The organism is Paenibacillus ilasis, from assembly GCF_043195395.1.
GTDB lineage: Bacteria > Bacillota > Bacilli > Paenibacillales > Paenibacillaceae > Paenibacillus_AQ > Paenibacillus_AQ lautus.
Genome location: NZ_JBHDJG010000001.1, coordinates 4,395,543 through 4,414,040 on the forward strand (window position 1 = coordinate 4,395,543; position 18,498 = coordinate 4,414,040).

Consider the following 18,498-nt stretch of genomic DNA (forward strand, 5'->3'; position numbering starts at 1 on the left):
ACTCTTGATTAAAACATTGACTTTTAATCCGGTTTCTTTGGTTGCTTCCAGGGCGGGTCACCATATTTATGCAAATACTGATTTATTTTGAACAGGGTGAAAGGAACAATGATGAGCAGCAGCGAGCATATTATTACAAGCGGATTTAACAAAAGATCGTAGCGAAGGTCCATCATTTGCCCTCTTTTCTTATTCGGTACCGGTAATGGTTCCAATGGTTCTGACTTTTGCGTCAACGTTCACATGAATCTTGCATTGCGAAAATATATTTCGACCACGGTCCCAGTCATTCTTATAACGCATCCATGTGCCATATTCACGCTCTTGGCATTTTTTCCAAAATCCCAGGAAGTCGGTTTTATAATCGTTCTGCGCCTTAAGAATAACGTCCATGGCAATTTGCTTGATCCGTTGCTCTGCCTTGCGTTTGATTTCTCCGTTTAATTCGCGTAGGTTTTCATTCTCATCCAGCTCTGATTCCCCAATATTGCCTCTGACCGAAATTTCAACATGAAACTCAGGAAGTCCCCGGTCATCCAAATGAACGCGAACGATCCGGTTGAATTCCCTGACCTCATAAACGAGCTGCTTGCCTTGAACAACAAGTTCCAATGATGCTGTTTTAACCGTTCCTTGCATCATATTGCGGCCCGTGGTTTCATCATTGTCCAGAAAGCCTTTGAACTCGTAGTTCTCACCGTTAAACACTGCGGCACCACTGGTGGATATTCTGTCATCTTCCGTGATGGAAACCTTGGGTAGTGCATAACTGGACTTGGATAACAGAAAATTATGCAGCTCCCCAATATTGGTAGGAGGCGTGATGGATTCACTCTTGTCTTTATTCTCTTGCGTTGAACGAATGTATTGCACGGGCAAGGTTTCAATTTTCGAATGGATCTCCAGTATCTTGCTTGCCTCTCCATGAGCAACCATAATATTGGAAGCTCTTCGGTTCTCCGGATCCCTGACGAATAAATCCAGTACATCACCTACGTGCTCCGTTCCAACCAGCCCCTCCGAGATGATGATTACTTGGTTATGGGCAAGATAAGGAGAGCGGCTGATCTCATTCGACATCTTCCGCGCCGCCTTGAAGACGCTGTCCGCCGTTGCGGACAGATTGATAAAAGGGCTTCCTCCCTCATTCTTCTGGCCGCTGGACCCTTTCATCTGCGTAGGCACGACAATTTGAAATGTAAGCTTAATTTGTCCACCCTCTGCTGCATCAAGGGCAGTACCTACTACAAATCCACGCTCCTCAATTTCTATGCGGTCCCAGCAGCCTGCGATAGGCCACACCAGCATGAACACGATGAGGATCCGAAGCATGCTAGCCATCACCCTTCACCCCCCGAACCTTGGCCACCAAAAGCAGCAGAGCCGGAAGCACCCAAGCGAATCCAATTCCCATATAACTGATCCATTCGGCAAATACATTGAGCTCTCGAAGTGTGCTTGGCAATAAACCGAGGATGAACAGGATCGGTGCCATAACAAGGATCATCGTAAATCTACGATATTTAGGGAACACGGATTCCAGTGCCAGTAAAGCTACATCAAACGCCATCGCATTCGTGCTGAATAACGTCATCAGCCAGATGACAAAAAAGAAAAATTCAAACCGTTCAAATATCCCTCCAGGGACCTCAACCTCTTTAGCCAATTCGGCTAACGGATACAGCGTATTGGAGACCACCATCGGTCCAAAAACGCCAATGACAAAAACGAAAATAATGAAGTAGATCAAGATGGGTATCAATACCCCCCGGAAGATGGAACCGAGAAGCTTGCTTTTCCTAACAACGTAAATGTTATAGAACAGCATGATCTCCAGCCCTAAATAGGAGAATACCGTATCCTTTGAAGTGATAATGATTTTTTTCCAATCGGTTTTAAACACAGGTAACAGATAATGCACGTTTAAACTTCCGAGATTCAAGAAAACGATGAGCAGCATGATCGATACAACGATGGGGAAAAAAATCAGATTCAAGCGCAGCAAAGCGATGCTTGGCCCCGCGACAGCGTAGATGAGCACTAGTAAGTAAACCAAACCGATGATTTCCTCTGGCGTGTTATCAAATAGATATAGTCTCGTGATTGTGGATACCCCGCGCACTTGATAACTGACAAACAACAAGAGGTAAAGACTGATCAGCAGCGTCACCACATGGGCTGCTTTTCGATTCATGATGATCGTTGCCATCGTATGATAATTTTTACCGGGAAACCTCGAAGCCAACGTCCCGATCGCCCATGCAAATCCAAGAGCGATCATGCCGCCGAGCATGATCGACATCCAGCCATCCGAGAAAAGGGTATTCCTTGCAATCGTATTGGGGAGCGTAAGGATCCCGAGCCCTATCAACATATTGCTAACTGAATATACAATCTCTTTACTGCCAATCGTTTGATTACTTAGTTGGTTATGGTTCATTTCGAATCACCGCTTTTTTGCCCGATGGATGTCTTGGGGCTTCATAAATAAAGGTCTGCGCGTAAGCCAAGTCACCGGCACGCGGATGAACATATCCTTCCAATCGTGCTGAACAGAGGGAGCAACGGGGCTCAGATATGGGATTCCAAAGCTATGCAGCCTCATCAAGTGGATACAGATCATGATAAAGGTCAGCACAATCCCATACAGTCCCAGAAAGCTTGCAGCAATCATGATCGCAAAGGGCAGCATTCGAAAAGATATGCCTGCGCTGTATGACGGAATGGCAAAAGACGATATCGCTGTCAGAGCCACAATGATAACCATAATCGGGCTCACGATCCCCGCCTGAACCGCAGCCTCGCCTATTACAAGCCCACCGACAATGCCAATCGTCTGACCTATCGGCTTGGGTAGGCGGATTCCCGCTTCACGCAGCAATTCCAGTGTAACCTCCATCAGTAAGGCTTCGATCACCGCAGGAAAGGGTACCCCTTCCCGAGAAGCAGCAATCGAGAATACGAGCTTAAATGGGATCATCCCAGGATGAAAAGACAGAATGGCAATATACAGCGCGGGTAGAAACAAGGTAATTCCGATAGCCGCAAGGCGCAGCAAACGTATTAGCGAGCCAATACTCCATCGTTCATAATAATCTTCGGGGGAATGTAACAGAGAAACGAAAGTAAAAGGAAGAAGAAGCGCAAAGGGGGTACCATCCAGCAAAATCGCAACTTTTCCCTGCAGCAATGCTGATGTCACTTTATCAGGTCGTTCGGTATTCAGAATCTGAGGAAACGGCGATAAAAAGCTGTCTTCAATCCATTGCTCAACCGTCCCGGATTCAGGGGCATAATCAAGATCCAGTGACTTCAGCCTGCGGTTAACTTCTTTGATCAGATCCGGATTCGTCAGCCCTTTCATATAGACGACCGCAAGTGACTGATTCGACCGCCTGCCGATGGTGTGGGGCTCGATCGTCAGATTAGGCTCACGAATATGTCTTCGCAGCAAGGAGATGTTGGTGTAGATACTCTCCGTGAATCCTACTCTCGGACCGCGAACCAGCGCTTCCGTTTGAGGCTCCTCAATACTGCGTGCCGGCCACTTCCGGCTCTTGATCAGTAAGACCTCATCCGTCCCCTCCAACATGAGAACCGTATCGCCCGACAGTATGACTGGAATGACTTCATCCCAGCGTCTCGTTCGTTTGGTGATCTGCGGAGATATCATCCGGTTCTCAATCTCATGGAGCATCATATGAGTATTCATCATGGATTCCTGGGAGAGTTCCTGATTATGCTGGATCGGCTGGATAATCTGCTCCTTAATCAACAATGGATCAGATAACCCCTCGAGGCTGACAATAGCAGAGGTATAAGTGCTCCCTCCAACCTGCAGCACTTTCGTGGTGAGGTCGCTAGGATCGTTGAGTAACAAGCTAAATGTTTTCAGGTTTTCTTTAAGATTCGTTGACAGGAATTCAGGTGTATGACCAGGCTGCCTTGTATTCAAGTGACCTCGACTCCTTCAACCATATTCTTTGTTATCATTTCCCCTGAAAGTTATTTTTATCCGGTATGGAAAATAGCCGCGCAAAGTGGAGCCTATGCTTCTTATGCTTATTCCATATACTTTGCGGGGCCCCCAACCTATAAATGCGAATACAGAATGGCTTTCGCTTCGCTGAAAGCTTATACATTCTGTAATCTGAAAAAAAGGCTGCCCCATCAGCTTAAACTGATGGAACAGCCTTTGAATTATGCAATCAATCTTACAGTCTAAAACGAGACAAGGTCTCTTTCAGTTCATTCGATACATTCTCCAGCTGCGATGATAGATTAACCAGCTGACTGCTGACGCTTTGCTGCTCTGTGGAGAGAGAAGCCACCTCTTCCGAAGTTGCAGAGGATTCCTCGGCTACCGCGCTCACATTACTCATCGCTTCCGAAAGTACATTCTGAGATTCATTCAGTTCATCAATCGAATGCGTTACCGAATCCAAGGACTCGATAAAGTCGACCATCTGCTGCTGAACGGATACGAAGATATCGTTCGTTTCCTTAACAGCATTCATCTGTCCTTTGAAGAGTGGGTTCGCATCCAGCAACACCTGCACGGTCTCATTCATCTCGGTCATGATGCGATCGGTAATCTGGCTGACCATATCGATGGATTGTCTGGATTGGTCTGCCAACTGACGGATTTCATCGGCCACGACCATGAAGCCTCTGCCAGCCGCCCCAGCGCGGGCCGCTTCGATTGTTGCATTCAATGAGAGGATATTCGTTTGCTTCGTAATGTTCTGAAGTACGTCAAGCACTTTGACAACCGATGAAGTCGTCTCCTTCAAGCCATCGACCTTGTGCATCATCGAGCGGGTCATATCCTCGGTCTGATGGGTCTTATCCAGCAAGTCACTCAAATGCTTCGTTCCAAGCTCACTCGCGCTTTCCACGTGACGGGCCGATTTGCCCATCTCTTCGTTGGCTGAAACGACCATTTGCATCTGCTTCGAGATGTTGTTGGTCAGATCGCTGCCGCGTTCGGCTTCTACCGCCAGACTGCTGGCACCGTTGGCAATTTCCTCGGTAGCTACGGCAATTTCTTTGGCGGAAATAGCCGTCTTCTTCGAGGCATCGCTTAACTCGGTTGCCGTTCTAAGCACTTCCTGAGCGGTATTGCTCGTTTGCTGCACGAGCCCGGTGATCTGCTCCATCATATCGTTAAAGCTTGCGGAGAGCTGACCGATTTCATCCTGACTCTTATGGTCTGTACGAACATTCAAGTTGCCTTTGGCGCCTTCCTTCATCAACAGGTTAAGCTTGCCTAACGGACGGGCAATCATTCTTACCATCCAAATCCCGATCAGAATGGCAAAGATAACGTCGATGGCAGCCACGATAAGCGTGATGACCAGTATGCTGGACGCATCCTTCGTGAGCTCGCTGGTTTGGACAGAACCTACGAGCTTCCAATCGTTGGTGTTCAGCGTATTATAAACCGCCAGCACATTTCTTCCTTGCTCATCCTTCGTTCTTACGTCATCCGTTTTGGTGTCGGCCGGGAACTCCTTCGCAAACGTCCAGGCGGTTTCCGAACCCACAATGGAGGACTCGCTGGAGGAAACAACGATGCCTTCCGGACTGATCAATTGCAGTTGGCCGTTCTCGCCCAGGTTGATTCCCTTCAGCTGCGTATCCAGCACCGAGGCGTTAAGTTCAAACATAACCACATACGTTGAAGTTAGATCATTCATAGACCCCAAAGAACGGGCAATCGTGAAATATGGAGCTCCGCTGTTCTGCATCGTTGGCAGCCACATAATCTTCTTGTCGCCTTCCTTCAGTTCGGTATACCAGCTTTGCTCAAGGACGGTTTTGGAGGATTCCGAGGCCTGACCTGCCGATATGATCTTCTCTCCCTTGGTAGGAATCAGATATATGGCTCTGATCGACGAATCCGATGTGATCTGATTGGATAGTTTATCCCGAATGCTGCGTTCCACCGTAAACGAATCGTAATCGCTTAATTTTTTATCCGTGTACTCCGACAATAACTTCTGCAATTCAATGTCATAGAAGATTTGTCTACCGGCATTCTCATACTTCTCCAGAATGATGTCGATTTTCTCAGAGGTTTGAATGATCGTCTGCTGATTGCCGTTCGCAGCATTCTTCTCAATCGTGCTCTTCGCCTTATCGTACGACAGATAACCCAAGACGATCACAAAAAATACAATCGCTGACAAAAAGATCAGGAACAACCGGATACCGACGGATTTCGCCGGGTTCATCGGCATCCGGCCTATAGCCGTTCCCACGTTTGAAAAAAACGACTTGGCAGTATGTATCCCTGTTGATGCCGAAGGTTTTTTCTTTTTCTCTTTGATTCCTCCGGGCTTCTTGTCCTTCTTCGGTTTCTTATCATGCTGCTCAACTTCTGACATTAGCTGTTCACCTACCACAATCATATTATTAATACGTCGGTCCAATCCCTTGAAACGTATTCGTTACTCTTTATTTCGACAATTGGAGGTGTTTTCCTTTGGCTTTTCGCAAAAAAATAATTCCTAATCCCTAATTTTTTTACAAACAAAAAGAATCCGAGGTCCATCCACAGACCCGGATTCTCAATTGTGTAGTTCTTAAGAACTGTATTTTTATTACCCTTTACGTTTTCTCATCATATCAAAGTGACGCACCGGCTGATCCACCTTCATGCGAATAAGCTGCAAAGGATGACGAGCTGCATCGAGCTCATTGCCATTCTCATCTCCGATAGGACCAACTGCCTGCTTAAAGAAGGTTCCTTCCGGTCCGAAGAACTCGATTTCATCCCCGGGCTTAAAGTGGTTCCGCTGCTGAATGACGGCCGTTCCCGATTTCTCATCATACTCCATCACCAATCCGGCGAAGTCATAAGGAACCGCCTTCTCTTCGGGTTCATAGATATGATCCTCATGGTCCGGTGTATCATAGAAAAATCCGGTATTCAGCGGTCGGTTGGCCGCTTTATTGATTTCCTCAATCCATTCCGGCTTCAATACATATTGATCAGGGTCAGCCATATAGAAATCAATGGCTTGTCGATATACATTGACCACAGTCGCTACGTAATGGATCGATTTCATCCGTCCTTCAATCTTGAAGCTGTCGATTCCCACCTCAATCAGATCCGGAATATGCTCGAGCATGCAGAGATCCTTCGACCCCATCGTAAACTGGTTGTCCTCCGGCTGGAACAGCGGGATTTGCGTAACGCCCGGTTGGAATGGGGACGGTGCAGGGGCCGGCTGCTCCATCAACTGCTGCTCTTCCGATACCCACTGGCCTTGCTCTTCTCTTTCATCTACAAACAAATCGTATTTCCAACGGCAGGATTGGCAGCATCCGCCCCGGTTGGAATCACGATCCGTAAAATGATTGGACAACACGCAGCGACCGGAAAACGAAGAGCACATCGCGCCATGGATAAAGGCCTCGATCTCAATGTCGACATGCTCTTTAATCGCTGCGATCTCCTCCAGGCTCGCCTCGCGTCCCAGTACGACCCGCGGCAATCCTTCGTCCTTCCAGAACTTCACGGCCTGCCAATTAAGTGTGGATTGCTGTGTGCTCAGATGAACTTCGAGCTTGGGCGCAGCACGTTTAGCCACCTCAATAATAGCCGGATCTGCAGCGATGATTGCCGCAATGCCTGCTTCCTCCAAACTTCGCAGGTAGGATTCAATTCCCTCAATGTCCTCATTATGCGCATAGATGTTGGTGGCCACAAAAACTTTGGCGCCGTATTTCTTGGCGAACTCCACGCCTTCTTTCATTTCTTCAAAGCTGAAGTTGTCTGCATTTGAACGAAGGCCGTATTTCTGCCCCCCAATATAAACTGCATCGGCGCCATAATGCACCGCAAATTTCAATTTTTCCAAATTACCAGCCGGGGCGAGCAATTCCGGCTTGTCCAGGCGATAGCGTTTGCCCTTGTATTTTGGCTGTGCCATTGCTTCCATGCTGTCCACTCCTTAATAAACTTGTTCCTTATAGAAAAATCCAAACGACAATTCACGTTCCGGATCCTGAATCGCACGGATTCCGTCCATCCACTCTTCCTGAAATGCATAAGTGGAAGCATCTGCAGCATATAAATCAATCGCTTGACGATAGGTTCGAATCACCAGCTCATTGTAATGCCGCGGCTTCAGCAGCGTCTCCACCTTAAAGCTGTCCATGCCTGCTGCCATTAACAGATGCAAATCCTCCAGAATGCAAATATCCTCCGAGCTCATAATATGGGTTCCGTTGATATCCTCATAGATCGGATACTTCTCTTCTTGACGCTCAGCTTCAATGAGAAACAAACCGCGCTCCTTGCCAAGGCTGCCTTCATTCACGGGTCTGCCCTGATGCTGCATATAGCTGTTCACCAGGCGCCGCTTGGAATGATAGATGTTGGTCATGCCATGAACCTGAACCTGTGCTTCCAGCTGAAGCTGCGGCTTCATGTCCGTTACCTCGTCCATATTTAATTCACGCGCAAGAATAACCCGGGAGGCGCCTTTGCTTCCCCAATAATTGGCCGTTGAATAGTTGGTGGCGGTCATTTCTGCATTCCAATGAAGTTTGACCTGTGGAGCCAGCTCTTTTACGGTAGTGAGCACGGAGGGATCGTTAAATTCCACCGCATCAACGCCGATTTCTCCGAGCGTCTTAACATAGGCGGGGAGCTCGGGCAGCAAATCATTTGTCATCAAATTGTTCAAGCTTACGTATACTTTACTTCCTCGTTCGTGTGCAAGCTGTACAACTTGCGTTATTTCGTCCAATGTCAGACTGCCAGGCAATCTCATGCCGAATCGATCCTCGCCGACAAGCAGTGCATCGGCTCCCGCTTTCAGGTAAGCAGCAGCATCAGCCACGGACCCGGCTGCCGCTAATAATTCAGGTTTGATACTCATTTAAAAATTCCTCCCTAGTTAGAGGTTGTACAACAAGACTCTTCTGAGTACAGCTGGATCTGTTCCTTGTCACCAGCGTATCAGGGGACTTGCTCAACACGTGATATTATTGTTGTGCCATCTTCTTGCTGGTCTCGATATTCTTCAAATGCTCTTTATACGTTTTGGCAAACAGATGCTCTTGTGTACCGTCTTTCTTTGTCACATAGAACAAATAATCGGATTTCTCCGGATTCAGGGCAGCCTGAATGGATTCCAGGCTCGGGCTTGAGATGGGCCCAGGCGGCAAACCCTTTTGACGATACGTGTTATACGGGCTCTCAACCTCGAGGTCGGCATAAAGCAACCGTTCCTTCGGTTTATCTAACAGATATTGAACCGTGGCATCGATTTCCAGCCTCATATCCTCTTCCAATCGATTATAAATAACGCCGGCCACCAGGGCGCGCTCCTGATCTGCAACCACTTCGCGCTCCACCAGTGAAGCGATGGTCATGAGTTCATGGAACGTTACGCCGCGAGCCTCCAATTGACTCTCCCAACCCGGAATATCGGCCAAACGTTTCTCCGTTTCTTTCAGCATGGTTTCGACAATGCCTTTTGCCGTGATATCCTTCTTCGGCAATTCATAGGTCGCAGGGAACAAGTATCCCTCGAGATGATGCCTGAGATGTGCTTCTTGGGGAATTTCTCCCGCAATCGGAACATCCCAGCCGGTAGGCTGATCCACAACTTTCAGAAATTCCTTCTCATCGATTCCGCTCTCTTTCGCGATGGTCTCTGCCATCTGAAGGATCGTATACCCCTCAGGGATCGTGAAACGAACCATCTCCTCGGGCTTCACTTCGCCTTTGTTCATCTTCGATAACAGTTCCTTGAACGGAGTGCCTGGGGTTGCCTCATAGGTCCCTGCCATCAGACGGCTTCCTTCCCCGCTAAGCTTTAAATAACCTTTAAGTATAAGGGCATTCTTGATCAGTCCCTTTTCCTCAAGCAGATCGGCGATAGAGGACGTGCTCATGCCGGACTCCACGGTGAATTCGACAGGAGTTTCCGAGCTTTGAACGGGCTGTAAACCATTCCATACGTAGAATACGGCCCCGCCCGCAACTAGGATCAGGACCAATACTGCTATTGCCAGTTTCTTCAATCTACTCATCCCTTCACACCAAAAGGGGCGGACAGCTCCGCCCCTTCCTGAACTTTCATTTGAAAATTAAGCATGTGCTCCTGCAGGAGAGAACTTAATCCTCGTCTCCTTCGGGAAACGTCAGCTCATCATAAAGCTCCGACACATTCTCCCATTCCTCGTCGTCATCAATGGTTGCCAGCTGCAATCCGCCGTCCTCGCCCTTGACGATACGGAGCACCTCGTACTCCTCATCGGTTCGATCCGGCTGAACCAGAATGGCATACCCTTGACCATCCACTTCAAATTCGGCGGCAATATCATAAACCTCGATATGGCCTTTATCGTCCTCAAGCTCTACACTCTCACCGAATGCTTCCTTAAGTACTTGGGTCCATACGATATTCTCAACCGAAAAATCAGACATCATTCGTCTCTCCCGTCCAGCTCTTCCACGAGCGTATTGAAGGTTTCTTCAACAATGGCCCATTCTTCATCGTCTTCAATCATAAACAATTTCAAGTCGTCTCCGTCTTCCTCATAACGGAAGGCGTAGACCTCGTCTGTCTCTTCGTCGGCAGACTCCCTTGGTACGACCATCATATATTTAGCATCCGAGCCATCCACTTCGAATTTCATGATGACTTCGAATTCTTCCTCGTTGCCTTCATCGTCGGGAATATAAATAATTTCCGGTTCTTCTTCCATACCAATATGCTCATTAGCCATTGTAATCACCCTCACCTTTACCTTTTAGAATCCAAGTAGTTTTGCAAAATCAAGCTTGCCGCCATTTTATCTACAACCTGTTTTCGCTTCTTTCGGCTGACATCGGCTTCAAGCAATGTCCTTTCAGCGGATACTGTTGATAGCCGTTCATCCCAAAGGTGAACGGGTAAGGATAGGGACTCTCGCAATGTACTTGCGAATTCCATGCAGATTTCGCCCCGCGGACCAATCGTGCCGTTCATATTTTTAGGCAAGCCGACCACAATTTCACCGACCTCGTTGTCTTTGACGAGGGTGGCAATTCTGTCCAGTTCGCCTTCATCACGGCGGCGCTCGATAACTTCAACCCCTTGGGCCGTCCATCCGAACGCGTCGCTTATGGCAACACCGATTCTGCGGTCCCCGTAATCTAATCCCATGATCTTCTTCATCCCTGTGTGCTCCTAACGGTGACTGGCTAAATAGAACCGGACCAGTTCTTCAATCAATTCATCTCGCTCTTTTTTCCGGATCAAACTTCTGGCATTATTGTGCCGAGGTATATAAGCGGGATCCCCGGACAGAAGATACCCTACGATTTGGTTAATCGGATTGTATTCCTTCTCTACCAGCGAATCGTATACCGAAAGTAGAATGTCCTGGGCGGAAGCCTCCTTTTCATCACCTTTTACATTGAACTTGACTGTCTTATCCATGGAGTCCATGTGTGACACACCTCGCTTCTTCAAAGAACATGTTTACCATGCTTCGTCGAATAAATATTTACCAGCTTGATCTAGTTATATCATAACATAATCCTAAGTCTCTACGGAAATCGAAAGCGAAATATTTAGAGAGTGTTCCAAAAAATTCAGGATTGTGTACAGCAAAATGTTGGATCCCGCTTACTATGGCTTGCTGTACACAATCTGGACAAATCTGTTACACGCCCTGGGCTATGAGATCCTCAGCATGCTGCAGCGCCTGGGCTAGTTTGGAAGCATCCTTGCCTCCGGCTTGCGCCATATCAGGACGGCCTCCGCCGCCTCCGCCGCATATCGAAGCCACTTCTTTCACAAGCTTGCCGGCATGATAGCCCTGCTTCACCAGGTCCTGCGGAACGGCTACGACGAAATTCACCTTGTCGCCCGCTTTGGAGCCGAGCACCAGGATGGTCTCCGGCAGCTTGCCCTTCAATTCGTCAGCAATGCCGCGGAGTCCGTCCATGCTGCCAGCCTGTACTTCAGCTGCAAGCAGCGACGTGTTCCCGACCTGCTTCACTTTATCGGTCAACTGGCTAGCCTCAATTGCTCCCAGTTTGCCTTGCAGGGACTCGTTCTCCCGGGCAAGATCCTTCACCTGTTGGTTCAGGCCCTCGATCCGCTTCGGCACGTCTGCAAGATTGCTCTTCAACAAGCCGGCGGCTTGCTTGAGCAGGTCCATTTGCCCCTCCAGATGCTCATAAGCGTAGCGTCCCGTTACGGCTTCAATGCGGCGAACGCCGGAGCCGATGCCGCTCTCTCCAAGCAGCTTGAAGATTCCGATCTGGGAGGTATTGCCTACATGGCATCCGCCGCACAGCTCAATGCTGTAATCCCCGACCTGGACAACACGGACGATGTCCCCGTATTTCTCGCCGAACAATGCCATGGCACCCATCGCCTTCGCTTCGTCAATGGCCTTGCGCTCGATAACGACCGGAATGCTCTTCCATACCTGTTCATTTACGCGGCGCTCAATATCGGCGAGCTCCTCCTGCGTAATGCTGCCGAAGTGGGAGAAGTCGAAGCGCAGACGCTGTGGTTCAACAAGGGAACCTGCCTGATTGACATGATCGCCCAGCACTTCCTTCAAAGCTTTATGCAAAAGATGTGTGGCTGTATGGTTCTTGACAATATCATTGCGCATGGCGGAGTCCACCTGCGCCTTGACCGTATCGCCCACTTTAAGCTCGCCGAGCTCCACGGTTACGAAATGCACATGCTGTCCATGCGGAGCCTTGAAGAGACCTTCCACTCTGGCACGAACGGATCCGCCTTCCAAAATCCCCTGATCGCTGACCTGGCCGCCGCTTTCGGCATAGAACGGGGTCACGTCCAGAATGACCTGACAAGTCTCGCCTTCACTGACGCTGTCTGCGAAGCTGTCACCGGAAACAATGGCGAGCACTTTAGCCTCGCTGACGGTGTCATTATATCCAACAAATTCACTTTTAACCGTATAATCGGAAAGAACGCCGCCTTGGACCTTCATGCTTTCCGTTTCATGACGAGCCGCACGCGCACGGTCACGCTGTTCCTTCATCGCGGCATCAAAGCCTTCACGGTCCACGGTCAATCCGTGTTCGGACGCATAATCCTCCGTTAAATCAAATGGGAAGCCATACGTATCATACAATTTGAAGGCGTCGCTGCCGCTAATTACCGATTTGCCCTGCTTCTTCGCTTCTGCGCTGACGTCAGCCAAAATGTTCAAGCCGTCAGAGAGCGTTTTGTGGAACTGTTCTTCTTCCGTTGCAATGACCTTTTCGATGAAGGCGCGCTTCTCAACGACCTCTGGGTAGTATACGCCCATAATATCGCCTACGGTTCCGGTCAAAGTATACATGAATGGTTTGTCCAGCCCGAGCACCTTTCCGTAACGAACCGCACGGCGGAGCAAACGACGGATGACATAGCCGCGTCCTTCGTTGGAAGGCAGCACGCCATCGCCAACTGCAAATGCAACCGTACGGATATGATCTGCAATGACTTTCAGCGCGATATCGTATTCCGTCTTCTCATTGTATTTAACGCCGGCAAGCTCTGCCGTCTTCTGGATGATCGGCTGGAACAGGTCGGTATCGAAGTTGGACGCCACGTTTTGCAGGATGGAAGCAAAGCGCTCGAGCCCCGCACCCGTATCTATGTTCTTGTTCGGAAGCGGTGTGTAGCTGCCGTCCTTGTTGTGGTTGAACTGGGAAAATACAAGGTTCCATACTTCGAGCCAGCGTTCATTCTCACCGCCAGGAAACATTTCGGATTCCGGAGCATCCGTGTCGTATCCTTCTCCACGATCATAGAAAATCTCGGTACAAGGTCCGCACGGTCCTTCGCCGATATCCCAGAAGTTATCCTGCAGCTTAATGATGCGTTCCTTCGGGAGACCGATTTTTTCGTTCCACAATTTGTAGGCTTCCTCGTCTTCCGGATACACAGTAACGGACAGCTTCTCCGGATCGAATCCGATCCATTTCTTGTCCGTCAGGAATTCCCAAGCCCAGGTGATAACCTCTTCCTTAAAGTAATCCCCGATGGAGAAGTTGCCTAACATTTCGAAAAATGTATGGTGACGACGGGTTTTGCCGACATTCTCAATATCATTGGTCCGAATGCATTTCTGCGAGTTCGCAATTCTCGGATTTTCCGGCTTCACACGCCCGTCAAAATAAGCTTTGAGCGGAGCCATGCCTGCATTAATCCAGAGCAGGGACGGGTCATTGTGCGGAACAAGCGATGCACTTGGCTCAATATTGTGGCCTTTCTCTGCAAAAAACTCTAGCCATTTGGAACGGATTTCACTAGCTTTCATCTCTACACTTCCTCCAGTCATAATATAGGGCCCGGATCACTTGGCTCCGAACACAAAAAACGCCCCTGAATTAAATTCAGGGACGATGTTCTCGCGGTACCACCCTGGTTATCGTCCATTCATCCTCCAGCAGGGTTCCCCTGGAAAAGCATATGTGACGATCGCCTCGTAACAGCTGGATAACGGGAGCCACCCGGTGAATTTGAATCACACTCAAAAATTAGCATTCGGCTAAGGTTCACTTCCAGGTTCTCGCAGCCAGCCGGAAATTCTCCGGGCAGGAACCTGTTCTCTGGGCAAGGTACGCAAAGCCTACTCGATTTTCTCATCGATTTGTACGGTTATAGGTTTATCATTTCAAGTATATATAGGGTGAAACTATCTGTCAATGCATGAACATTGCGACTACAGACTGGAGCCCTCAGCCGGATTTCCTTCTGACATAATAAGCGAAAAAATGCTGCAGCAGCACTTTGATGACGGCAAAGACGGGAACAGCCAAAATCAAGCCCACGGTTCCTGCGAGCTGACCGCCGACAAGGAGTGCAAAAATGATCAGGAGCGGATGCATATGCAGCTTTTTCCCCACCACTTGGGGTGAAATGATGTTGCTTTCCAGCGTCTGGCAGATCATATTAACCACCACCACCAGCAGCACCATCTTCCAGGAAATCGTGGATGCCATCACAATTGCTGGAGCCGCCCCGAGAAAGGGACCCAAATACGGAATGATGTTAAACACCGCCACGATGCTTGCCAGCAGCAGTGCGTACGGCATGCCCACGATCATATACCCCACATAAGCCAGTACGCCGATGATTAAGCATACCAGGAATTGTCCCCGGACATAATTTCCAAGGGCCATGTCAATCTCTTTAAGCAGCGTGACAATCGACTTCCGGCGGCTCCGCGGGAGATAGGATACGGCGGTTCGCTGGAACACCTCAAAATCTTTTAATATGTAGAAGATCAAGAAAGGAACAATTAACACGTTAAACAGAATATTAATCATGTTGCCGATATTGTCCATGAAATCCGAGATTCCCCCGGCCAACCTCGATTCCATCTGCAAGAACCAGCTGTTGACGCCTGTCCTTACTCCCGGAGGCAGGAGCCTGCTGTCCAGATTGGTCATCAGACTTTGGGCATTCATCGTTAATTCAGGCAGGTGCTCGTTGAGTTCCTCCAGTTGCCGGATCAGCATCGGAATCATGTTAATTAGAATGACGGCGAGCGACGTCAGAAAGACGGCATAGATGAGCAGCACCGCCATGCTCCGCGGAACTTTGCGGTCGGAGAGCATGCATACAACCGGATTCAACACATAAGATATGATCATGGCAACCAGAAATGGTGCCAGGACAGCCTTGAGAAATCGATAGACATCCAGAAACAGCGGACGCAGCAGCCAGACAAAGTAAAGAGAGATGAGTCCAAGCATTAACCATACCAACAATCGAAACCATTTGTTCTCGGTCAGCTGTTCCACACAGGCACCCTCCTTTTTCGAAAGCTACCCTGTAGTATATGTACAAGCTTCCAGAAATAAACTAACATTTCCGCCGGCCAAAATGAAAAAGACTCCTGCGCTTCAGCCGTACAGGCCTTCAGCAAGGAGTCGTTATCTTACAATATGTACGCGTTCTTTAGGAAGACGCGTGCATAGGAGGGAAATCCGGCTGCATGTCATCACCGAAGAACAAATCATCCAGCGAGCTGAGTGTGCCGTCCTCTTCTACCTGGTATACGGACATTTTCTCTCCGTTGACTGTCAATTCGATAAAGCAACCCCAGCAATAAAACTGGTGGGAGCCGATTTTTCCGATATCTTTGGAACTACAGTTTGGACATTTCATCCTACCTCACCCTATCCGTTCACAGAATTAATGGCTTTTTCCAGACGCTGTTCGCTCATCGGAGGTACCATGACGGCACTTTCGCCGATAGCCATTTCCGCTGTGCAAGGCAGCCATTTGCGACCTTCGATCAAATCCGAGACAAATCCATCGGATATTTCCAACCCTAGTATTGTATTGCCCTGTTCCTGCTCAAAATAAACATCCGATATACGCCCGAGCAGGACACCATCCTCTGTCAAGACCTGCATCTCTTTCAGTTTGCGCTTGCCCAAAAGGTACGTAAGCGGTATATCATTGGCGCCCAGCTTGCGGACAGCCTCTTGGCTCCGGATCATGACGGCATCTTCCCCGTACGCTACGATATCTTCCCATGAGACGCTTTTCACATGCGAGGAAAACAAAGCCTTGCCTTCCAGCTCCAACCCGGTAATCAACCAGTTCTCATCTAGTATAAAATCGTGGATTTTGCCGATTTCCTTACCGTTCTCCACGTCGAATACAGCCAGTCCAATCATTTCTTGAAGTTTCATATACAGTGGACACCTCCTCATCCTTCATGGTTTGAAATCAGCCGCCGGTCAAAATTTCGTTAGCCTGACGGGCCATTTCCAAGGATGAAATGGACGAACGCATACCCCCTATTCCCTAGAAGGAGAAATCCCTTAACATCTATTTACGTAACCGATTAAGGATGGTTCCAATTTTTTGGGCAGTGTACTCCATTTCTTGAGTAGTATTACCCAAACCGAAACTAAAACGAATCGCGGAGCGCAAAACAGGATCAGAAAGTTTCATTGCTTGGAGTACATGGGATATTTCCAGAGATCCCGACGTACAAGCCGAGCCGCTTGCCGCCGCAATTCCTTCCATATCGAGGTTCATCAGCATCGTCTCCGTATTGGCACCGGGAAAGCTGATATTTAGGATGTGAGGTAGGTAATGTTCCGAATTTCCGTTGATCACAAAAGCATCCTCGCCAATCTCCTGACGAAGCCCTTCAAGCAGCGTCGATCTCAGCTCACGATAATGCTGGATCCGCGCTTCCATATTCTTAACGGTCCATTCCACTGCTGCTGTAAAACCGGCGATTCCAGCCATATTCTCTGTTCCGGCACGACGTTTCTTCTCCTGCAGCCCTCCGAACAGACGTGGAGATACGCTGAGTCCTCTGCGGACAACCAAGGCACCGACGCCTTGGGGCCCGTTGATTTTGTGGGCGGAAAAACTCCACATATCCACCGGCAGCTCGCGGCAGTTGATCGGTTCCGATCCCAATGCCTGAACAGCATCGGTATGGAATACGATGTCCCGGCTGCGGCAGAGCTCGCCGATTTCGAAAATCGGCTGAACGGTGCCTACTTCATTGTTGCCATACATGATGGTGACCAGCACCGTGTTGTCCTGAATCGCGCCCGCAATGTCCTCCACAGAGACACGCCCAGTAGAGTCGACGGGGACATAGGTAACCTCGCAGCCCCGCCGTTCCAGCTCATGACATGTATGAAGCACCGCATGGTGTTCAACCGCCGACGTAATCACATGCTTGCCCTTCACGCCAAGCGATTCCAGCAATCCAAATATAGCCAGATTATCGCTCTCGGTTCCGCCTGCGGTGAACACCAGCTCGTCCGATTGGCATCCTAAAAGGGACGCAATTCGATCACGCGCCCCGTTCACGATCTTCTTCGCTTCCCGTCCAAAAGCGTGAACGCTTGAAGCATTGCCGTATTGGCTTGTCATCACATTCATCATCCGCTCGGCAACCTCCGGATGTACCGGGGTTGAGGCGGCATGATCCAAATATACTGATCTCATATCCGTCGTCACCCTTAAATGTAGAACATATAGTTGTCTGCAGCAGACTGTTCCTGATAGTTGATCAGATAGTCCAGCGTCGTGGAATCCAGCACTTCAGCGATGCTGTCGCGGATACGAAGCCATAGATCCCGCTTCGCCGGATCGTCCTCTTCCGTGAAATCCACAGGGGATATCGGTCCTTCCAGCACGCGGATGACATCTCCAGCCGTTATGGATGCCGGATCACGGGAAAGGATATATCCTCCGTATGCGCCGCGGATGCTTTTGACCAGACCCGCATTCCGCAGCGGTGCGATCAGCTGCTCAAGATAATGTTCCGACAGCTGGTTCTTCTCAGCAATGCTCTTCAGCGAAGTCGGCCCTTCCCCAAACCTGGCGGCCAGCTCCATCATAATCGTTAATCCGTATCTTCCTTTTGTTGATATCTTCAAAGGTGACACCTCTTTCGGCAATTTGTATATTATGTCCATCCTGTACATGAATTGTAGGTGGCGGGTGAGCGACAAATACGGCGTAATCC

The 18,498-nt window shown here is 49.0% G+C and carries 17 protein-coding genes; all 17 read right to left on the reverse strand.

Translation table 11 applies throughout. The annotated features are described in order from the left end of the window. Positions 1–189: 189 nt before the first annotated feature. The 17 genes from ACETK5_RS19875 to cymR all read right to left on the reverse strand — a co-directional run bounded on the left by ACETK5_RS19875 (position 190) and on the right by cymR (position 18,409). Complete coding sequence (locus tag ACETK5_RS19875) at positions 190–1,341, reverse strand: Ger(x)C family spore germination protein (RefSeq protein WP_100535787.1); 1,152 nt, start codon at positions 1,339–1,341, stop codon at positions 190–192. After that, entirely contained in the window at positions 1,334–2,440 is a 1,107-nt protein-coding gene (locus tag ACETK5_RS19880) for a GerAB/ArcD/ProY family transporter (protein WP_394057260.1), read from the reverse strand. The genes ACETK5_RS19875 and ACETK5_RS19880 overlap by 8 nt, the downstream gene beginning before the upstream one ends. A 6-nt stretch (positions 2,441–2,446) precedes the next feature. Further along, entirely contained in the window at positions 2,447–3,955 is a 1,509-nt protein-coding gene (locus ACETK5_RS19885; protein ID WP_394057262.1) for a spore germination protein, read from the reverse strand. Between the two features lie 259 nt (positions 3,956–4,214). Next, a complete protein-coding gene (locus ACETK5_RS19890; protein ID WP_100535784.1) occupies positions 4,215–6,389 on the reverse strand; it encodes a methyl-accepting chemotaxis protein in 2,175 nt (724 codons plus the stop codon). A gap of 216 nt (positions 6,390–6,605) precedes the next feature. Next, the gene (locus tag ACETK5_RS19895; RefSeq protein ID WP_394057263.1) at positions 6,606–7,949 is read right to left on the reverse strand and encodes a peptidase U32 family protein; all 1,344 of its coding nucleotides are present in this window, start codon (positions 7,947–7,949) and stop codon (positions 6,606–6,608) included. 12 nt (positions 7,950–7,961) lie between these two features. After that, positions 7,962–8,894, reverse strand: a complete 933-nt coding sequence (locus tag ACETK5_RS19900) for a peptidase U32 family protein (protein ID WP_394057265.1) — start codon at positions 8,892–8,894, stop codon at positions 7,962–7,964. A gap of 106 nt (positions 8,895–9,000) precedes the next feature. Then, positions 9,001–10,044 carry an endolytic transglycosylase MltG gene (mltG, locus tag ACETK5_RS19905; RefSeq protein ID WP_326117916.1) on the reverse strand — a complete coding sequence of 348 codons (1,044 nt, stop codon included), beginning with the start codon at positions 10,042–10,044 and terminating at the stop codon, positions 9,001–9,003. Between the two features lie 94 nt (positions 10,045–10,138). Further along, positions 10,139–10,450 (reverse strand): DUF1292 domain-containing protein, encoded by a 312-nt coding sequence (locus tag ACETK5_RS19910; protein ID WP_174819256.1) that lies wholly within the window; start codon positions 10,448–10,450, stop codon positions 10,139–10,141. After that, on the reverse strand, positions 10,450–10,752 hold the full coding sequence (locus ACETK5_RS19915) for a DUF1292 domain-containing protein (protein WP_071222779.1): 303 nt from the start codon (positions 10,750–10,752) through the stop codon (positions 10,450–10,452). Before ACETK5_RS19915 ends, ACETK5_RS19910 begins: the two co-directional genes overlap by 1 nt. 17 nt (positions 10,753–10,769) lie before the next feature. Beyond that, positions 10,770–11,183 carry a Holliday junction resolvase RuvX gene (gene ruvX, locus ACETK5_RS19920; protein ID WP_100535780.1) on the reverse strand — a complete coding sequence of 138 codons (414 nt, stop codon included), beginning with the start codon at positions 11,181–11,183 and terminating at the stop codon, positions 10,770–10,772. Positions 11,184–11,195: 12 nt separating this feature from the next. Beyond that, positions 11,196–11,456 (reverse strand): IreB family regulatory phosphoprotein, encoded by a 261-nt coding sequence (locus ACETK5_RS19925; RefSeq protein WP_006208869.1) that lies wholly within the window; start codon positions 11,454–11,456, stop codon positions 11,196–11,198. 217 nt (positions 11,457–11,673) lie between these two features. Next, entirely contained in the window at positions 11,674–14,301 is a 2,628-nt protein-coding gene (gene alaS, locus ACETK5_RS19930) for an alanine--tRNA ligase (RefSeq protein WP_100535779.1), read from the reverse strand. A 421-nt stretch (positions 14,302–14,722) separates the two neighbouring features. After that, positions 14,723–15,790 (reverse strand): AI-2E family transporter, encoded by a 1,068-nt coding sequence (locus tag ACETK5_RS19935; protein ID WP_100535778.1) that lies wholly within the window; start codon positions 15,788–15,790, stop codon positions 14,723–14,725. A gap of 157 nt (positions 15,791–15,947) precedes the next feature. Next, complete coding sequence (locus ACETK5_RS19940) at positions 15,948–16,157, reverse strand: hypothetical protein (protein WP_100535777.1); 210 nt, start codon at positions 16,155–16,157, stop codon at positions 15,948–15,950. 11 nt (positions 16,158–16,168) lie between these two features. Next, on the reverse strand, positions 16,169–16,690 hold the full coding sequence (locus ACETK5_RS19945) for a PRC-barrel domain-containing protein (RefSeq protein WP_009592754.1): 522 nt from the start codon (positions 16,688–16,690) through the stop codon (positions 16,169–16,171). Positions 16,691–16,829: 139 nt separating this feature from the next. Further along, the gene (locus ACETK5_RS19950; RefSeq protein WP_394057269.1) at positions 16,830–17,975 is read right to left on the reverse strand and encodes a cysteine desulfurase family protein; all 1,146 of its coding nucleotides are present in this window, start codon (positions 17,973–17,975) and stop codon (positions 16,830–16,832) included. Positions 17,976–17,989: 14 nt separating this feature from the next. Then, positions 17,990–18,409 carry a cysteine metabolism transcriptional regulator CymR gene (gene cymR / locus ACETK5_RS19955; protein ID WP_071222772.1) on the reverse strand — a complete coding sequence of 140 codons (420 nt, stop codon included), beginning with the start codon at positions 18,407–18,409 and terminating at the stop codon, positions 17,990–17,992. Between the last annotated feature and the right edge of the window lie 89 nt (positions 18,410–18,498).

Coding starts and splice junctions, on each gene's coding strand:
- ACETK5_RS19875 (WP_100535787.1), bottom strand. CDS start 1,341: ATGGCTAGCATGCTTCGGATCCTCATCGTGTTCATGCTGGTGTGGCCT.
- ACETK5_RS19880 (WP_394057260.1), bottom strand. CDS start 2,440: ATGAACCATAACCAACTAAGTAATCAAACGATTGGCAGTAAAGAGATT.
- ACETK5_RS19890 (WP_100535784.1), bottom strand. CDS start 6,389: ATGTCAGAAGTTGAGCAGCATGATAAGAAACCGAAGAAGGACAAGAAG.
- ACETK5_RS19895 (WP_394057263.1), bottom strand. CDS start 7,949: ATGGAAGCAATGGCACAGCCAAAATACAAGGGCAAACGCTATCGCCTG.
- ACETK5_RS19900 (WP_394057265.1), bottom strand. CDS start 8,894: ATGAGTATCAAACCTGAATTATTAGCGGCAGCCGGGTCCGTGGCTGAT.
- ACETK5_RS19910 (WP_174819256.1), bottom strand. CDS start 10,450: ATGTCTGATTTTTCGGTTGAGAATATCGTATGGACCCAAGTACTTAAG.
- ACETK5_RS19915 (WP_071222779.1), bottom strand. CDS start 10,752: ATGGCTAATGAGCATATTGGTATGGAAGAAGAACCGGAAATTATTTAT.
- ruvX (WP_100535780.1), bottom strand. CDS start 11,183: ATGAAGAAGATCATGGGATTAGATTACGGGGACCGCAGAATCGGTGTT.
- ACETK5_RS19925 (WP_006208869.1), bottom strand. CDS start 11,456: ATGGACTCCATGGATAAGACAGTCAAGTTCAATGTAAAAGGTGATGAA.
- alaS (WP_100535779.1), bottom strand. CDS start 14,301: ATGAAAGCTAGTGAAATCCGTTCCAAATGGCTAGAGTTTTTTGCAGAG.
- ACETK5_RS19940 (WP_100535777.1), bottom strand. CDS start 16,157: ATGAAATGTCCAAACTGTAGTTCCAAAGATATCGGAAAAATCGGCTCC.
- ACETK5_RS19945 (WP_009592754.1), bottom strand. CDS start 16,690: ATGAAACTTCAAGAAATGATTGGACTGGCTGTATTCGACGTGGAGAAC.
- ACETK5_RS19950 (WP_394057269.1), bottom strand. CDS start 17,975: ATGAGATCAGTATATTTGGATCATGCCGCCTCAACCCCGGTACATCCG.